Genomic DNA, 16642 nt, shown 5'->3' on the forward strand with positions numbered 1-16642 from the left:
CTCTTTCACATCTTCTTAAAATAAGAATACGTAAAAAAAGTGTTTTATTTTTAAATCATATCTTTTATTGGCGCAAACGTACGTCGATGAATGGGTGTTACACCGTATTTTTCTAACCCGAGAAGATGTTCTTTTGTTCCATAGCCTGCATTGTTTTTAAATCCATATCCAGGATATAATTCATCATATTCTTCCATTAATCGATCTCTTGTTACTTTTGCAATAATACTGGCTGCTGCAATCGAAATGGAGCGTGCATCCCCTTTAATCAAACTTTCTTGTGGTTGGGGAACGTCTAACTGCATTGCATCAATTAATAAATAATCTGGTGCAAAAGCTAAATCGTCAATTGCCATTTTCATCGCTTGTTTAGTTGCTTGATAAATATTAATTTGATCAATGACTCCTTGATCAGCGATACCTAACCCGATAGCGACAGCCTGTTCTTGAATCTGGTTATATAACGTTTCCCGTTTTTTAGCAGATAGTTTTTTTGAATCATTTAAGCCTAATAATTGACAATCTTTCGGTAAAATAACTGCAGCTGTCACAACAGGGCCAGCTAATGGTCCGCGGCCTACTTCATCAATTCCTGCAATTAAACGATGGCCTTTTTTATAGGCCGCTTCCTCAAATTGACTCATTTCTTTAAAAAGTTGCCACTCTTTTTCTTTGGCTAACTGGCGACGTTCCCATTGTTTGATCGCTTGTTGCACTCCTGAACGTTCATCTTCTCGCCAGCTTGCTAATCGTTCATCGGTTGCATCAGTGACAGTTAACAACGCTTCTTTGATTGCCTGAATCGACTCTTTTGCCATGTTATTCGTCTCCTAGTTCTTCCCAGCGGTCCAAAGTATACGTACCTAATTTTCCACTGCGAATTTCTAAAATAATCATTTCGCTGGCTCGATTATAATCATCTCTAAAACCACGTTTTTGGCTAATTAACATCAATTGTTCTGGGGCAGGTAAAAATAGCTCTTCCTCTGTTAAACCATATCGTTCCGTCAAACGTTGCGGATAAAAACGTGCAAAAAAATCTAATCCATAAATCGCCAAATCATCTAGATGCAATAATTGATCTTTTATAGCGCCAGTTAAAGCTAATTTTTTTCCAATTTCTTCATCTTCAAATTTTGGCCAGAGAATCCCTGGTGTATCCAGTAATTCCAATTGGGAACCAGAGCGTAACCATTGTTGTCCTTTTGTCACGCCTGGCTTGTTCCCAGTTTGCGCAATTTTTTTTCCGACTAAACGATTCATTAAGGTTGACTTACCAACGTTGGGAATCCCAATACACATGGCGCGAATCGCACGCGGTTTCAAGCCTTTCGCCTGTTCACGAGCCAATTTTTCTTTTAACGCTTCCTTGGCTGCTGGCACAATTTTATTGATTCCTTTATTTTGTTGGGCATTGATGACTAGGGTTTGGTATCCTTTCTTTTGAAAGTAATGTTGCCATTTTTTATTTTGGTCGTTATCTGCTAAGTCCCCTTTATTTAAAAGGACTAATCGTGGTTTTTGTTGGACAATTTGGTCCATCATTGGGTTACGGGAAGAAAGCGGTAACCGCGCATCAACTAGTTCAAATACAATATCGACATATTTGATTTTTTCAGAAACTTCTCTTCTTGCTTTGGCCATATGGCCGGGAAACCATTGAATGGTCATAATCTGTTCAAATCCCTTCTTTAACACATTGTTTCTTTGATTCAATTCTTCAACGAGTCCTGTGTTCCGCGTAGATTCTTGCGAAAAAACACCTTCTCTAGTTTAACATATTTTTCACGGATTTGATTTATTTTCTGTAGTGTTCTTTAAAAAACAAAAAAGCTGAGCCAAACTCACTTTGGATTTTGTCTCAGCCTTGTACACTGGCAAAGTATAGAAAGAAGTAGGTCAAGCTCTTCTCAAGACCGACTCAAGAATATTTCTGTTTTTACTTGTTATTTAGCATGAAGTAAATTTTCTTTACAATGAATTAACTCTGTTAAAAACTGACAGTACGGTGTAGCAATCCCATAGACTTTCCCTTTGCGAACAATTGCTCCATTGATATAATCAATTTCGGTTAAACGATGATTGGTTATTAAGTCCTGATACATCGATGGATGGTGCAAACCAATTGTTTCTCGATTATAACACGAGCGGATTTGTTGAAGAACTGCTTGTTTATCTAACGTAACTTGTTCCACTTCAGCGACTGCTAAAAATTCATTAACTATTTGTTGAACAATTTGATCTGCTTGCTCTGTTTCGCCAAAGTCTGCCATATTACAATCCAACAAAGTACATAAACCATTCATTGTTCCATTCACACAGGCCTTCTTATAAATGGATGATAAAATATTCTCAGAATAACGTGCATTTAAGCCAGCGTTATTTAATACCTTAATGACTGCTTCTGCTGCTTGTTCACTTTGCGCTCCTAAATTTTGTAAATCAATCGAACCATTGCCAAATAATTTTACTTTGCCAGGTCTTTCTAACCCAGCGGTCCACATTGTGTTTCCTAATAAAATATTTTCGTATGGCACGTATTTTTTGATAATATCTTCGTGCCCAATTCCATTTAACAAGCATAAAACTTTCGTATTTTTATTAAGGAAATGTTCTAATGCTTCAAGCATTCCTGCCAGTTGCATTGCTTTTGTAAATAGGATAACTAAGTCTGCTGTAAAATCGATGCTTGCTACTTCTGTCTGAGGATAAATAGGAATTTTAGCGGTCATCACTTCGCCATTAAAATCAGCAACTAACCCGTTTTTTCTTATTGCTTCAATATGTTCTGGCCAACCATCAACAAAAATAACGTCATTTCCTGCTTGATGTAACATTAGTCCAAAGCGACTGCCCATAGCGCCAGCACCTGCGATAATAATCTTCATTTCTTTTCCTCCGTTCAATTTTTTATTTTTAGGTAAAAATCTGCTAAGAAAATCTCTATCTCTTACTTTTATAGCAATAAAAAGGCAAAACATATGTTATATTATAAGTGATCTATTTGTTATTTTTTATCCAAGCGCATTTATGTAAGCGCTTTTAAAAAGGAAGGGAGTTTCTGATGAATATTCAGCTTTTAAAGTACTTCATTGAAATTGTTAATACCCGCAGTTTATCGGCGGCCGCTCGCAATTTATTTGTCACCCAACCAACACTTTCTTTAGCATTGAAAAAAATGGAATCTGAGTTAGGCACAGCGTTGTTTGATCATTCTGATCAACCGTTTCAATTAACCGATACAGGTGTTTATTTATATGAACATGGCCAAGAAGTTGTTTTTCAATTCGATCAATTGGTAACAGATATTCGTGAAATGAACCAGAAACCAGTTAAAAAGCAATTGCGTTTAGGCTTAACTACTTTATTTGCTGTACAATTTATGAAAGAAATTTCACGATTTTTAACAACCCATCCACATGTGAATTTAATATTACAGCAAGATGGCTCGCCAAAATTACAAACGATGTTAGCAAATAAAGAAATTGATATGGGACTAATTTCTTTCCCAAATACCTTACCTGAAATTATTCATATTGAACCTTTAGAAACGACTACCAAAGGCTACCATGTTTATGTCGTAGTACCAGAATCAAATCCTCTCTCCCAATATGAAAAATTAACTTTTAAAGATTTGAAAGATCAACGATTTTCATCGTTAAGTGATAATTTTATGATTGGTCGCCTACTACTAGATCGGACTCGGAGCTTCGGTTATGAGCCGAATATCATTTTGCATAACGATGATTTACAAGTACTTCTTTATAGTTTACAAAAAAATAATTCGATTTGTTTGCTGCCGATTGAATATTATGAAGTGGGAAAAAGTCAGGGACTGAAATGGATTCCTTTAAAAGATAAGTTTGACTATTTCCCCATCGGCATTGCTTTGCGCCGCGATTTTAGTATGACAGAAGATGTTAGAGATTTTATCCAAATCATTAAAGAAAATTAATGGATAATCTAGCCTTGATAAGCAAAGACGACTTTACTATCATAAAGTTTCAACACTTTTTCAAATAAGAATTTTGAGAATAAACCCGCAACAATTGGAACAACAAACCAAGAAAAGAGTAAGGGTAAGATCCCTAAGCCCGCATCCAACGAAGCAAGTGGCCCCACGAGTCCAACCAAGCCAAATCCAGCCGATTGTGGGGTTCCTGAAATGTTGAATAGAACCACAGGAATTGCTGAAATAGTCGCTGTAAATAAACAAGGAATTAAAATAATTGGGTATTTAAATAAGTTAGGCATCATCATTTTCATGCCGCCCAAAGAGACAGCCAGTGTCACTCCTGATTGGTTGACATTCCAAGAATTAATCACAAGAACAACAGTTGTAGCTGCAATTCCCATTGCAGCAGCACCTGCAGACAAGCCATTCAACTGAATCGCCAAACCGATTGCCACAGTAGTGATTGGTGAAATAATCAGTGCAGCAAATGAACAAGCAATTAAAATACTCATGATAATTGGCTGGAAATCAGTAAAATTGTTAATCACTTTACCAATGGCGACCGTGATCTGTGTCACATATGGGTAAATCAACATGCCAAACAAGCCTGCACCTACTCCAACAACGATCGGTAAAGCAATGATTTCCACTGAACCGAATTTTTTATCGATGACTAATAAAAGTAAGACTGCAACAGAAGCGGTAATCATAATATTAATGATGTCACCAGTGCCTGCACCAATAAAGCCTTTCACTTCTGAATTAAATTTAATCACGCCAGAGCCAGCAAATGCTGCACCGCCAGCAATCATCATTTTTTGTGGCGTTAAGCCAAATTGAAAAGCAATCAGTCCACCAATAATTAAAGGGGTGGCTAGTTGGAAAATTTGCGCCGCATGAATAATCATTTCGATAATCTTGTATTCTGCAAAATATTTTAAAATGGCTCCTAATACAGCATTGGGAATTAAGGCGATAATGGTGCCGGAAGCTGTTCCAGCTAACACTTTGTTAAAAAATATTCTTGGGGTTAATTGAGCATCCAGTTTATCAGTGGGCATTTTCAACACTCCTATTGATTATTTTTGTTTTTTTAGAACAAGTTTGAGAATGATTGAACTTTCTATTAGATAAAGAGCGGCCTCAAAGAAGAGCGCTTATTTCTTTGAGGCGCTTTTTATTTAACTAAAGCAAGGAACGATTTTTAATATACATCCGTATCCGCATTATATTTCGCTAAATTATCTTTAACATCTCGCAAGAACTTACCTGCTTGTTGTCCATCTAAAATTCGATGATCAATAGAAAGACATAAATTAACCATATCTGCCACTTTAAAGCCTCCATCTGCGGTTGGCACAAGGCGTTTATTAATTGACTCTACTTGTAATATCGCAGCTTGTGGATGGTTAATAATTCCCATCGATTGGACGGAACCTAGTGTTCCAGTATTATTAAGAGTAAAGGTCCCTCCTTGCATTTCTTTGCTTGCTAGCGTTCCTTGTCGGACTTCTTGTGCCAAGCGATTGATTTCTTTAGCTAGCCCTGCAATCGAATAGTTATCCGCTTGTTGAATCACTGGCACGTAAAGATGCTCGTCTGTCGTTACAGCTATGGATAAATTAACATCTTTATGATAAATAATTGAGCCATCATCCCAAGATGTATTGATTTTTGGATTTTTCTTTAACGCTTGAATGACTGCTTTGGCAAAAAATGGGAAGAAGCTTAGAGACAGGCCTTCTTGTTGTTTAAATTCATCTTTTAATGAATTTCTAAGTTGGACTAAGTTGGTCACATCCGCTTCCACCATTAACCAAGCGTGAGGGATTTCGTTGACACTTTGGACCATTTTTTTAGCAATTGCTTTACGTACAGGATCTGCAGAGACAATTTTATCTGTGGTTGTTTCAGTTGGACTAGCTGTTGCGGCGCTTTCATTTTGCGAAGCAACTGGCTCCTCTGAAATTGAAGGGCTAGTTCCTGGACTCACTGTTTTCTCAGGCGTTCTTGCCTGTGTTGGTGTAAAGTTTGTAACATCTTTTCTAGTAATTCGACCATCACGACCTGTCCCTGTAACTTGTGTTAAATCAATCTTTTTTTCTTGGGCAATTTTAAGGACTGCTGGGGAATAACGACCATTATTTTTTTGATGGGACGTCGCAGTGCTTGTTGTTTCAACCGTTTCATGTTCTTGTGCTTGTTCCGCACTTGCTTCTTTCACTGGTGCTAAAGTAGCTTCTTCTGTTTTTTCGGTTGTTTCTTCTGTCTCTAACGTCATCACCGCTGTTCCGATGGGCACATCTGTATCTAGAGAAATCAGAAATTCTTTTACTACACCATCAAAATCTGATGGGACTTCCGTGGTGACTTTATCAGAAACGACTTCCATTAAGGGATCATAACGTTTCACTGAATCTCCTGGTTTAACTAACCATTGGACAATGGCTGCCTCTGTGACACTTTCGCCTAGATGAGGCATTTTGATTTCTTTTGTGGCCATTTATTTTTTCCTCCTTGCTTCAATTAAAATTCTGCTAATTCTTTCATTGCTGCTAATACTTGCTCTTCATTGATTAAAAATTCTCTTTCTAAAGGTAATGCATAAGGCATGCTTGGACAATCAGGTCCTGCAAGTCGTTGAATCGGTGCATCTAAATCAAAGAGAGCATCTTCTGAAATCATTGCCGCAATTTCACTCATCACGCTGCCTTCTTTATTGTCTTCTGTTACGAGTAAAACCTTCCCTGTTTTCTTAGCTGCAGCTACTAATGTTTCGCGATCTAAAGGATATAATGAGCGAACATCGACGATTTCGGCATCAATTCCTTCAGCGGCTAGTTTTTCCGCCGCAGCTAAAGCTAATTGCAAGGTCATGCCGTAACTAATCACGGTTAAATCACTACCCGTTCTAACGACATTGGCTTTGTCAATTGGTACGATATAATCATCTGCAGGCACTTCATCTTTTAGTAAACGATATAAACGCTTATGTTCGTAAAAAATGACTGGATCATCGGAACGAATCGCTGCTTTAATCATCCCTTTTGCATCATAAGGATTAGAGGGGGTCACCACTCTTAATCCTGGTTGTCCACAAAAAACTTTTTCTGTAGACTGAGAATGATACAGCCCACCACGAACACCGCCGCCATAAGGGGTCCGATAAACGATTGGCGCAGTCCAATCGCCTTTTGTTCTATAGCGCATTGTCCGAGCCTCTGATAACAATTGATTGGTTGCAGGCAAAATGTAATCCGCAAATTGAAATTCACCAATTGCGCGATAGCCCATTAAACCTAAGCCGACAGCTAAACCACCAATTAAGCCTTCTGTTAACGGTGTATTAAAACAACGCTCGTCACCGTATTTAGCAGCCAAGCCCTTTGTTACACCGAACACGCCGCCTTTGTCGCCGCCGACATCTTCTCCAAAAATAACTACTTTTTCATCACGAGCCATTTCTTCAGAAATTCCTAAGTTAATTGCTTCTAAATAAGTCATCTCAGCCATTATATTTCTTCTCCTCTTCTCTTATTTTGCATACACTTCTTCTAAAATTGATGTCGGTACAGGATCTGGCATTGCTTCTGCTTCATCCGTTGCTTGATTGATTTCTGTACGAATTTCTTCATCAATTTTGGCAATGTCTTCGTCTGTTAAATAGCCCTCTTCTAATAATTGTTTTTCAAAAAGCTTCACTGCATCATTCTTTTTCATCTCTTCAATTTCTTCTTTTGAACGATAAACAGATTGATCATCGTCAGCGGAATGAGAAGTCAAGCGAGAAACCATTAATTCAATCAATTTTGGTCCTTTTTTCCCGCGAGCCGCTTTTACTGCTTCTTTAAATGCTAGATAGACTTCAGTAAAATCACTACCATCAACGGTTACACCTTCAAAGCCATAAGCTTTCGCGCGATCGGCCATTCGTTTATTGGCATACTGTTCTTCAATTGGGACAGAAATCGCATATTCATTATTTTCAACAACAAAAATGACTGGTAATTTTTTTACGCCTGCAAAGTTCATAGCTTCTTGGACTTCTCCTTGATTGGCAGAGCCTTCCCCAGTGGTGGTCAATGCAACAAAATCAGCTTTTTGAAGTTGCGCTGCATAACCAACACCTGTTGCTAATGGCATTTGTGTACTTACTGTTGAAGAGAAGGAAACAATATTATGCTCTTTTGAACCATAATGATTCGGCATTTGACGACCATGGGAAGAAGGATCCGCTTCTTTTCCAAAAGAACCCATTAAAATATCTTTGGAGGTCATGCCCCAAACCAAGCACGCGGTCATATCACGATAATACGGTAAAAAATAATCTTTTTGAGGATTAAAAGCCATCGCCATCGCTACTTGTGCAACTTCTGCCCCTTGACCAGAAATATTGAAAGAGGTCTTACCAATCCTTGTTAATTGCCACAACCGTTCGTCTAAACGACGTCCTCGTAGTACTTGACGATATGCCTGAATCAATTCTTCTTTTGATAAACCCGATTTTTTAAGCGTTTTCATTTTCATCAACCTTTCTCTATTTGTGAATCGCTAAGCCATAAGTATCTAAGGCTGCTTCTTGCAATACTTCTGTCATTGTTGGATGCGCATGGATTGCTTCACCAATTTCAATGGGCGCGGCATCTAAATACATGGCAGTACTTGCTTCGGCAATTAAATCCGTGACATGTGGCCCAATCATAGAAACCCCTAATAAATCATCGGTCTTCTTGTCACGAATTACTTCTATAAAGCCATCTGTTTCTCCATAAACAAGTGATTTACCATTACCATTAAAATTGAAGGTGCCAATCACTACTTCTTTATCTGCTGGTAAAGTTTCTCTAGTATAGCCGACACTTGCTATTTCAGGATTTGTATAAACACCTCGAGGCACGTTTGTATAATTTAAAGGTTCAACTGTCTCGCCTAAAAGATGCTGAACAGCTAACTCTCCTTCTTTCATAGCCACATGTGCTAGTTGGAGTGTATCGATACAATCACCGATCGCATAAATATGTCCTTCTGTGGTTTGATAAAATTCATTTACTTCAATGCCTTTGTCAGTATATTTCACTGAGGTATTCTGTAACCCTAACTTATTGATATTGGGTTGACGCCCAATTGCTACCATGACTTTGTCAACAGCGAGGCTTTCTTGTCCTGCAACTTCTATTTGAACCTTCTGCCCGGTAACTTTCGCTTCTTGGACTTTGCTACCTAATAAAATGTTAATTCCTCGTTGCTCTAAACGTTTCTTTAATTCTTTAGAAATTGTTGCACTCTCATTTATAAGTAACCGATCCAAAAATTCAATGATAGTTACGGTGACACCTAAACTATTTAATAAAGAAGCCCACTCGACACCAATAACGCCACCACCAATAATTGCAATTGATTCTGGTAGCTCTTCTAATTCAAGCATCCCATCAGAAGATAAGATAAATTCTTCATCCAGTGGCAAATTAGGTAACGTTTTAGGACTAGAACCTGTCGCAATAATGACATTTTTAGGAACGATAATTTCTTCTTCCCGTGTTGGATCATTAAACGTAACTGCCACTGCGCCAGAGACTGGTGAAAAAATAGAGGGACCTAAAATCGCACCTTCGCCTGCTAAAATTTTGATTTTATTTTTTTTGCATAAGCCTTCAACACCTTTGTGTAACTGCTCAATAATTCCTTCTTTCCGTTGTTGTATTTTAGAAAAATCAATGGACGCTGCCTCTGTTTCAATCCCAAAAGAAGCCGCTTGTTTTAAGGTATCAAAAACCTCTGCGCTTCTTAATAAAGCTTTTGTAGGGATACAGCCTTTGTGCAAACAAGTGCCACCTAATTTGTATTTTTCAACAATTGTGACGTTTAGCCCTTTTTGTGCAGCTCGAATTGCTGCTACATAGCCTCCTGTTCCGCCACCTAAAATCAGTAAATCTGTTTGTTCCGCCATTTTGATCACTCCTGCTCAATTTTTGCTTCACTATAATTTAAAGCTTGTTCTTCCCCTGTTAATACTCGATTGACGCCTTCATATAAAGCAGCCATCTCCATTTCACCTGGGTAAACCTTAATTGGTGCAATCCAAGTGATTTTTTGACTAATTTCTTGAACAACGGTTTGCGAGTAGGCTGCGCCCCCTGTTAAAATAATTGCATCAATTGTGCCTTCAAGAACTACGGCCATCTCGCCAATACTTTTTGCGATTTGGTAACACATTCCTTTTAAATAGTAATTTGCTGTTTGATCACCTGCAGCTATTTGTGCTTGGATATGCCGTAAATCTGTTTCACCTAGGTATGATTTAAGACCGCTATTCCCCGCAATTAGCTTTTTCACTTGGCTAATCGTCAACTCCTGTTCAAGTATCCATTGCGCAAATTCAACGAGCGGTAAGGCGCCACTGCGTTCTGGCGTATAAGGACCTTCACCATCAAGCCCATTTACCACATCCACCATGCGGCCTTTTTGATGCGCCCCCAAGCTAATGCCCCCACCTAAATGAACAACGATAAAATTGCTTTGCTCATATGTTTTCCCTAAATCCTCAGCGATTTTTCGAGCGACCGCTTTTTGATTTAAGGCGTGACCAACGCTACGCCGCTGAATGCCTTTTAATCCAGAAATCCTGGCTAATGGCTGTAGCTCATCTACAACAACAGGATCGACAATAAAGGCTGGCACGTGATATTTTTCTGCAAACTCATTAGCTAAAATCGCCCCTAAATTTGAAGCATGGGTATTAAAGCGTTCTGTCCGCAAGTCTTCTAGCATTTGTTGGTCGACAAGATACGTACCGCCAGGAATAGGCTTAAGCAAACCACCACGCCCCACGACAGCGGCTAATTGTGTGATGTTATGTGTTTCTAAAAATTCCGCGATCATTTGTTTTCGAAATGGTGTTTGACTGACAACATTTTCAAAAGGTGCCAATTCTTGGACGCTATGTCTAAGCGTTTCTTCTGCCAAGCAATCATGATTAGCAAAAAGCGCTAACTTCGTGGAGGTCGAGCCAGGATTAATAACCAATACTGTTTCCATTTTTTTCTGCTCCTTTTTTTAAACTTGTCTCATGGCAAATCTTAATGAATGGAATTTGCTTTCTGTTGAATCGCTTCTAGATGTTAAAACGACTGGGACTTTTGTGCCAACAATCGTTCCTCCCACTTTGGCGTGCCCAAACAAGGTTAATGATTTGTATAAACAATTGCCAACATCAATAGTTGGGACCACTAAAATATCTGCATCCCCCATGATAGGACCGCTGTAACGTTTATGCGCAACCGCTTCTTCAGAGGTCGCTAAATCAAGCGAAAGTGGCCCAAAAACCGTAGCCTCTTGTTGACCATTAAAATGTGCCGTGACTTCTTTTGCTAAAACAGACGAAGGCATTTTAGGATTGAAATTTTCCGCTGCGCTTAACAAAGCAATTTTCGGGTGATGCAATCCCAATTTTTGGGCGACTTCTTTAGCATTTTCAACAATTTCAATGAGGGTCGCTTGAGTGGGAGCGATATTCATCGCACAATCGGTTAACAAGAAGGTTTTTCCTGCAGGCAGCTCCACCATTGCTACATGGGAAAGAATCGGTTTATTTTTTAATTGATGCTCACTTTTCAACATTTCTTTTAGTAATGTGTGGGTCTGAATAATTCCTTTCAATAAAATTTGTGCTTGACCGGTTGCAACTAAACTGACAGCTTCCTGTGCTACCGCGGCCTCATCTGAGCAATGAACATATTTCCAGAGATTTTCAGTATCAAGATTTTCATTTGTATCAAATACAATAAACTGCAACGGTTGCTCGGCTTCTTTTAGTGCTTTTTTAACTAGCTGTAAAATCTCTGGTTGTGAACCTCCTGCAATTGAAACAGTGATCATTTTCTCACCTCATTTTTTCTTCTTTACACTTTAAATCTACCTTAGTATGTAAACGCATACAAATTGTTAATTTTTATGTCCTCATTAATATTTTTTATAGAGAAGGAAAAGCTTAGTAAATCAAGCTTTTCTTTCTCTAAACAATTGTTATCTAATTTACTTTTCATGAAAAAACTTCTTTTCTAAGAATGAAAGGAAAACTTATGCTTCGGCACAGCTGTTTATTTATGTCAGATCCTAAAGCATGTTATACTTTAGATACTTATTTTTAGGAGGAATTAAATGGCACTACTACTATTCTTTTTGTTTATCGCCCTACTAGGATTTGGTATATTAAAAATTAATAACCGCAGTATCCTCGGCGGTATCACTCTGGCTTCCGGCACCTTATTGTCATTAGTCACCTTACTATTTATCGGATTAGACAAAATTTATTTACATTTTAAGAATGGCGACCTAATTACCTTGGCCATTGCTTATCTATTAATTCCCGCTGTGTTTATCGGCATTTGCCTTTACTTTATTTTTAACTCACGTACGATGCAAACGAAAGAAGGCAAAAGTGTCACGGCTAAATTGTCGGCGGGCTTAGGGCTGAACTTATTAATTGCTTTACCAGCCTTTCTATATTTATTATCAGTTGGCACAGCGCAAATACCTTATATGCTTTTTCTGTTCTTACTTTTTCTATTGTTAATGGATCTTTTACTGACCTTTCTATTTGCTGCTTACGTCTTGTATTCATGGATGTACCAAATGATTCCTTTAAAAAAAGCGGTTGATTATATCATTGTTTTAGGTTCGGGAATTCGTAGCGAGGAAGTACCTCCACTTTTGAAGAGTCGGTTAGATAAAGGGATTGAATATTATGAAAAAAATCCCACCGCTAAATTTGTAGTCAGCGGTGGTAAAGGTCCTGACGAACCTGTGGCCGAAGCTTTCGCAATGAAAAAATATTTGCTTTCACAAAATATTCCTGCAGAAGCAATTTTGATGGAGGGCCAATCCACAACCACTTATGAAAATATGTTGTTTTCTAAAGCAATAATTCAGGCAGATTGGCAAAAGATGCCGTCTGATTCTAAACAACCCTCTGTTATTTTTTCAACAAATAACTATCATGTCTTACGAGGAGCTATGTATGCCCATCGTGTCGGCTTAAAAGCTGAAGGTGTCGGGGCGCCAACTGCCTTATATTTTTTACCAACTGCTCTAATCCGAGAATACATTGCCTTACTGGTTCATGATAAGCGAATTGTGCTTTTTGTTTTTCTACTTGTCACTCTTCTTTTAGGAATCAGTATCTTACCCATCTAAAAAAAGAGAGTGGGACAATAGTCCTTTCTCCAAAAGAAACCAAGTCCGATTTTGATGATTACTTTCAAAATCGGACTTGGTTTTTCATTTTTACGTTGTTTTTTCTCCATATATTTCCCTAATTTTCTTAAATTTAATGCCATGAGCGCCAAGCCAATGTCAATCTTGGCTCCTTGTTTCCCTCGTAAGTGGAAACGTTGGAACGCCAAATGAGCCTTTAGGTGGCCGAACACTGGTTCGACATCGATTTTCCGTTTCCGATAAATCGAACCTGTTTTTTCCTCTAAAAGCTTCTTTTTACATTCGGCTTTGAAATAGCGCCATGTATTATTCACTAAAATTTGTCGGTTTTGCTCACTTTTTGCCTTCGTACATTGACTACGAACAGGACAATCTCGACAATTTTCACATTCATAAATTTTGAAGTCACGGACAAATCCGCCTTTATCTTTTCTTCGACTATATCGCTTGAAGGGAACTGCCCGATGGGCAGGACAAATATATGTATCTTCTTTTTCCAAATAGCGCCAGTTATCAACCATAAAAGGACTGTTTCTATAGGTCTTTTTATTTTCTTTATGATAACTAGCATAGGTGATTAATGGCGTTTTATGCAAGACATCGTTGATATACGTATAATTTTCTTCACTTCCATAGCCGGCATCCGCTACAATATACTCGGGTAATTCGTTGTGTTGTTCCAAAAAGCTGTCTAAAAATGGATTTAAAGTTTTTGTATCTGTTGGATTCGGGAACAGATCATACGCTAGGACATATTGATTTTCTGTTGCGATTTGTAAATTGTAGCCTGGCTTTAGTTGACCATTGCGCATATAATCGTCTTTCATCCGCATAAATGTGGCATCTGTATCTGTTTTAGAAAAACTATTTCGCTCTTGAAAAAGGCGGTTATAGGTTTCATATCTTTGTTTTCTTGGTAAATAATCCGCTTGGATTTTGCGTAGATACTTTTTGTAGGTTCTTCTTTTTTTCTTTAATTGGCTTTGTTTTTCTTTCTTCTTTTCCTTTTGTAGTTGTTCTTCTGTCGCCACCAACTCTGTTTCCAAGTGCTGCGCGATTTCTTCCAATTGGGTGCTTGTCAATCTATCACTTTGGTTTTCTTCTTTTAAAGAAGGCAAGATTTCTTCTTTATAAAGGGTTTGATAGAATTCGTTTGATTGTTTATCCAAAGCAGCTTCATACCGATTTGTTGCTTTGCGCCAGACAAAACTGAATTTATTGGCATCCGCTTCGATTTTTGTACCATCAATAAATAGCGCTTCATTGTCAATTACCTGATTGGTGATTAATTGACGGCGGAATAAGACAAAGGCTTCTGCTAAAAGGTGAGCAGTTGTTTCCTGACTTCGGAAGCGATTGATGGTCCGGTAACTGACTTGTTCGTGGTTAGCTAGCCAACGCATACGATAACTGTCATCTAATAGAAATTCAATTTTACGACCTGAAAAAACACGTTGCGTATAAGCATATAAAATAATTTTTAACATCATTTTGGGGTGGTAGGCCGGTCGGCCTAGTTGTTCTTCTAATTTAAGAAAGAGTGTTTGTGGCATGGCTTCGACTAAAGCATTAACCGCAAAAGCGACATCTGTTTCAGGAATATATTGTTCCATATCTAATGGTAAAGTTGTTTGATTGATGGTATAATTTTTAAACATAAAGCACTCGCTTCCTTTCTGATTGGGTTTCGTCACTTTAATCTTACAGGAATGAGTGCTTTTTGTGTACTTTGAAATTAAAAAAATGGGGCAATAATCAGATTTTTTTCTGATTATTGTCCCATTCTCTTTTTATTTTTTTAATATAAAAAGGTTTAATGAACGTAATTGGCTATCAATGCAATCAGCCATAAATGAAGCGGATAGAATCCGTAAAATAAATATTTGAAAAATGGTGCTTTGCTCCCTCTCTCACCATTGTAAAGCAATATAAATGGTAACACAGTGATAAACATAAAATCAGAATTATAAGCTAACATTTCAATTGTCGTTGGCCAATCTCCCAACCATTGAAAACTTGTAACTAAGAAAAAGAGCGCTAATGCACCATATAAACAGTTCCGTAAGACAAGTCTCTTTCTGGCTAAATACGTAATCAACATAAAAGGTAACATCACAATGCCACCTTCAGCAAACATTGCTCCTATTCCTAAAATTGCTAATATACTAATCAATAAAACAATTTTTAAACTGATTTTTGGCATTTCTAGCATCGCTTTTGTCACAATTAACATACTGACACCAAGGGCTAAGGTGAAGAAAATATTGTTGTGAACAGCGACAGCTGGATTATTCACTAAATGATTTAGCAGCGTATTTCCAACAAACATGATTGCTGCCCAAATATACAAACGACCATTGTAACGATAAACATTCCGTGTATAGTTGAACCCTTCTACAGCCATGTAACCAAAAAACACACCGACACAACGAGTAATTACATGAAAAATCAGTGCCCATCCTGGCGAAACAAAATAACTAATATGGTCAAGAACCATTAACCCCATCATCAATAACTTTAAGCGATTTGCGTTCATGAATCGTCTCCTTTATTTTTTCTACAGAAACTATCATATCTTTTTATATAACAGAAAACAACGAACATTCTTGTTAGATTCAACCATTCTTTTTGTCACTTTCGTTAAACTTGGTACCGCAAAGATAAATCTTCAAATAAATAATGTTGGTATTTAAATTGTTCAAAATGAATTTTTCGAATTTCTTGCTTAATGGCTGTTAAGCATTCATCGACCGTCATCAATGATTCTTCTTTTAGAAGCGCCTCTTCTATTAATAATTTGCATTGGCAATCAATCAATAAAAGTTGACTATAGAATGTGTAAAATGTTTCTTTATTTAATTTTTCAATCAAATTTTTAGCTTGATTCTGCAGCTTTTGATAATATTTGGTCAATTTTTGATAATCCATTAAATCAACTAACTGACCTTGTTTTAACATGTTACTAAAGTCTAAATCCCAAAGCATTTCTTTAGTCGGCTGTTGCAATAAATAATACATAGAATGACTACTAATAATTTCAGTGGTCGGTTCTTCAATTGTTTCGTAAAAAGTTACAAAATATTCTCGCTCAATCACAGTAATAATTTCTTCTTCTGAAAGCTCACAATCTTCTAAATTTTGATAGAATATCAATAATTTAATCCGCTCATCTATTTTATTCAGCGAAGCGACTAATTCAGGAAAAAGAACCGACTGACAATTCTCTACTAATTCTCTTGCCTTATTTTGTTCATTTTTATAAAAGTTGTATAACTTTTTCCGCTGTTTTAACGAGTTTAATAAGTTATCGGGTATATTCCAGTAATATTGTTTCTTCATAGCATTCCCACTCTTCTTTTTTATGTACAATTTTACAAAATTGGTCTTTGCCAATTTCGTCTCTAGTTATTCTATCAAAAAAGTGACGCTTTTTTACTGACAATAATTACTCGTTTTACGCCCAAAAAGTGAAAA

At 37.4% G+C, this 16642-nt stretch carries 14 protein-coding genes and 2 pseudogenes; 2 read left to right on the forward strand and 14 right to left on the reverse strand.

Translation table 11 applies throughout. The annotated features are described in order from the left end of the window. Positions 1-50 precede the first annotated feature (50 nt). The 3 genes from IGK54_RS07030 to IGK54_RS07040 form a co-directional block, all read right to left on the reverse strand. The gene (locus IGK54_RS07030; RefSeq protein ID WP_002357481.1) at positions 51-818 is read right to left on the reverse strand and encodes a ribonuclease HII; all 768 of its coding nucleotides are present in this window, start codon (positions 816-818) and stop codon (positions 51-53) included. Between the two features lies 1 nt (position 819). After that, positions 820-1671 carry a ribosome biogenesis GTPase YlqF gene (gene ylqF / locus IGK54_RS07035; RefSeq protein ID WP_430603367.1) on the reverse strand — a complete coding sequence of 284 codons (852 nt, stop codon included), beginning with the start codon at positions 1669-1671 and terminating at the stop codon, positions 820-822. Between the two features lie 275 nt (positions 1672-1946). Continuing rightward, positions 1947-2888, reverse strand: a complete 942-nt coding sequence (locus IGK54_RS07040) for a 2-dehydropantoate 2-reductase (protein ID WP_430602823.1) — start codon at positions 2886-2888, stop codon at positions 1947-1949. A 176-nt stretch (positions 2889-3064) separates the two neighbouring features. Between IGK54_RS07040 and IGK54_RS07045 the strand changes: the two genes are divergently transcribed. Then, a complete protein-coding gene (locus IGK54_RS07045) occupies positions 3065-3955 on the forward strand; it encodes a LysR family transcriptional regulator (RefSeq protein ID WP_002357478.1) in 891 nt (296 codons plus the stop codon). A gap of 8 nt (positions 3956-3963) precedes the next feature. Here the strand turns inward: IGK54_RS07045 and IGK54_RS07050 are convergent, their stop codons facing one another. The 8 genes and pseudogenes from IGK54_RS07050 to ptb form a co-directional block, all read right to left on the reverse strand. Then, complete coding sequence (locus IGK54_RS07050) at positions 3964-5016, reverse strand: PTS sugar transporter subunit IIC (RefSeq protein WP_002384478.1); 1053 nt, start codon at positions 5014-5016, stop codon at positions 3964-3966. 143 nt (positions 5017-5159) lie between these two features. Beyond that, positions 5160-6095, reverse strand: a pseudogene (locus IGK54_RS07055) (dihydrolipoamide acetyltransferase family protein); the annotation flags it as partial. 192 nt (positions 6096-6287) lie between these two features. Beyond that, positions 6288-6458, reverse strand: a pseudogene (locus tag IGK54_RS07060) (biotin/lipoyl-containing protein); the annotation flags it as partial. 23 nt (positions 6459-6481) lie between these two features. Then, a complete protein-coding gene (locus tag IGK54_RS07065; protein WP_002357475.1) occupies positions 6482-7468 on the reverse strand; it encodes an alpha-ketoacid dehydrogenase subunit beta in 987 nt (328 codons plus the stop codon). Positions 7469-7489: 21 nt separating this feature from the next. Next, complete coding sequence (locus IGK54_RS07070; protein ID WP_002379474.1) at positions 7490-8482, reverse strand: thiamine pyrophosphate-dependent dehydrogenase E1 component subunit alpha; 993 nt, start codon at positions 8480-8482, stop codon at positions 7490-7492. 10 nt (positions 8483-8492) lie between these two features. Continuing rightward, positions 8493-9902 (reverse strand): dihydrolipoyl dehydrogenase, encoded by a 1410-nt coding sequence (gene lpdA / locus IGK54_RS07075; protein ID WP_033591475.1) that lies wholly within the window; start codon positions 9900-9902, stop codon positions 8493-8495. 5 nt (positions 9903-9907) lie between these two features. Next, complete coding sequence (buk, locus tag IGK54_RS07080; RefSeq protein ID WP_002364005.1) at positions 9908-10990, reverse strand: butyrate kinase; 1083 nt, start codon at positions 10988-10990, stop codon at positions 9908-9910. 18 nt (positions 10991-11008) lie between these two features. Beyond that, a complete protein-coding gene (gene ptb, locus IGK54_RS07085) occupies positions 11009-11830 on the reverse strand; it encodes a branched-chain phosphotransacylase (protein WP_002357471.1) in 822 nt (273 codons plus the stop codon). 282 nt (positions 11831-12112) lie between these two features. Here ptb and IGK54_RS07090 point away from each other — a divergent pair, with 282 nt between their 5' ends. Then, positions 12113-13147: a YdcF family protein gene (locus tag IGK54_RS07090; RefSeq protein ID WP_023895066.1), complete on the forward strand. Its 1035-nt coding sequence runs from the start codon at positions 12113-12115 to the stop codon at positions 13145-13147. On the opposite strand, the gene IGK54_RS07095 is transcribed toward IGK54_RS07090, so the two are convergent. The 3 genes from IGK54_RS07095 to IGK54_RS07105 form a co-directional block, all read right to left on the reverse strand. Then, entirely contained in the window at positions 13144-14826 is a 1683-nt protein-coding gene (locus IGK54_RS07095; RefSeq protein WP_430602825.1) for an IS1182 family transposase, read from the reverse strand. The two genes, IGK54_RS07090 and IGK54_RS07095, sit on opposite strands and share 4 nt — an antisense overlap. 155 nt (positions 14827-14981) lie before the next feature. Next, entirely contained in the window at positions 14982-15704 is a 723-nt protein-coding gene (locus IGK54_RS07100; protein WP_430602827.1) for a TraX family protein, read from the reverse strand. Between the two features lie 104 nt (positions 15705-15808). Beyond that, on the reverse strand, positions 15809-16561 hold the full coding sequence (locus IGK54_RS07105) for a DUF7006 family protein (RefSeq protein WP_016616339.1): 753 nt from the start codon (positions 16559-16561) through the stop codon (positions 15809-15811). Positions 16562-16642: the final 81 nt, after the last annotated feature.

Origin of the sequence: Enterococcus sp. DIV2384 (assembly GCF_050534975.1) — a bacterium.
In the GTDB taxonomy this organism is placed as follows: domain Bacteria; phylum Bacillota; class Bacilli; order Lactobacillales; family Enterococcaceae; genus Enterococcus; species Enterococcus faecalis.

Bases quoted from the DNA above. Each gene is read 5' to 3' on its own strand.
- IGK54_RS07030 (WP_002357481.1), bottom strand. From the start codon at position 818: ATGGCAAAAGAGTCGATTCAGGCAATCAAAGAAGCGTTGTTAACTGTC.
- ylqF (WP_430603367.1), bottom strand. From the start codon at position 1,671: ATGACCATTCAATGGTTTCCCGGCCATATGGCCAAAGCAAGAAGAGAA.
- IGK54_RS07040 (WP_430602823.1), bottom strand. From the start codon at position 2,888: ATGAAGATTATTATCGCAGGTGCTGGCGCTATGGGCAGTCGCTTTGGA.
- IGK54_RS07045 (WP_002357478.1), top strand. From the start codon at position 3,065: ATGAATATTCAGCTTTTAAAGTACTTCATTGAAATTGTTAATACCCGC.
- IGK54_RS07050 (WP_002384478.1), bottom strand. From the start codon at position 5,016: ATGCCCACTGATAAACTGGATGCTCAATTAACCCCAAGAATATTTTTT.
- IGK54_RS07065 (WP_002357475.1), bottom strand. From the start codon at position 7,468: ATGGCTGAGATGACTTATTTAGAAGCAATTAACTTAGGAATTTCTGAA.
- IGK54_RS07070 (WP_002379474.1), bottom strand. From the start codon at position 8,482: ATGAAAATGAAAACGCTTAAAAAATCGGGTTTATCAAAAGAAGAATTG.
- lpdA (WP_033591475.1), bottom strand. From the start codon at position 9,902: ATGGCGGAACAAACAGATTTACTGATTTTAGGTGGCGGAACAGGAGGC.
- buk (WP_002364005.1), bottom strand. From the start codon at position 10,990: ATGGAAACAGTATTGGTTATTAATCCTGGCTCGACCTCCACGAAGTTA.
- ptb (WP_002357471.1), bottom strand. From the start codon at position 11,830: ATGATCACTGTTTCAATTGCAGGAGGTTCACAACCAGAGATTTTACAG.
- IGK54_RS07090 (WP_023895066.1), top strand. From the start codon at position 12,113: ATGGCACTACTACTATTCTTTTTGTTTATCGCCCTACTAGGATTTGGT.
- IGK54_RS07095 (WP_430602825.1), bottom strand. From the start codon at position 14,826: ATGTTTAAAAATTATACCATCAATCAAACAACTTTACCATTAGATATG.
- IGK54_RS07100 (WP_430602827.1), bottom strand. From the start codon at position 15,704: ATGAACGCAAATCGCTTAAAGTTATTGATGATGGGGTTAATGGTTCTT.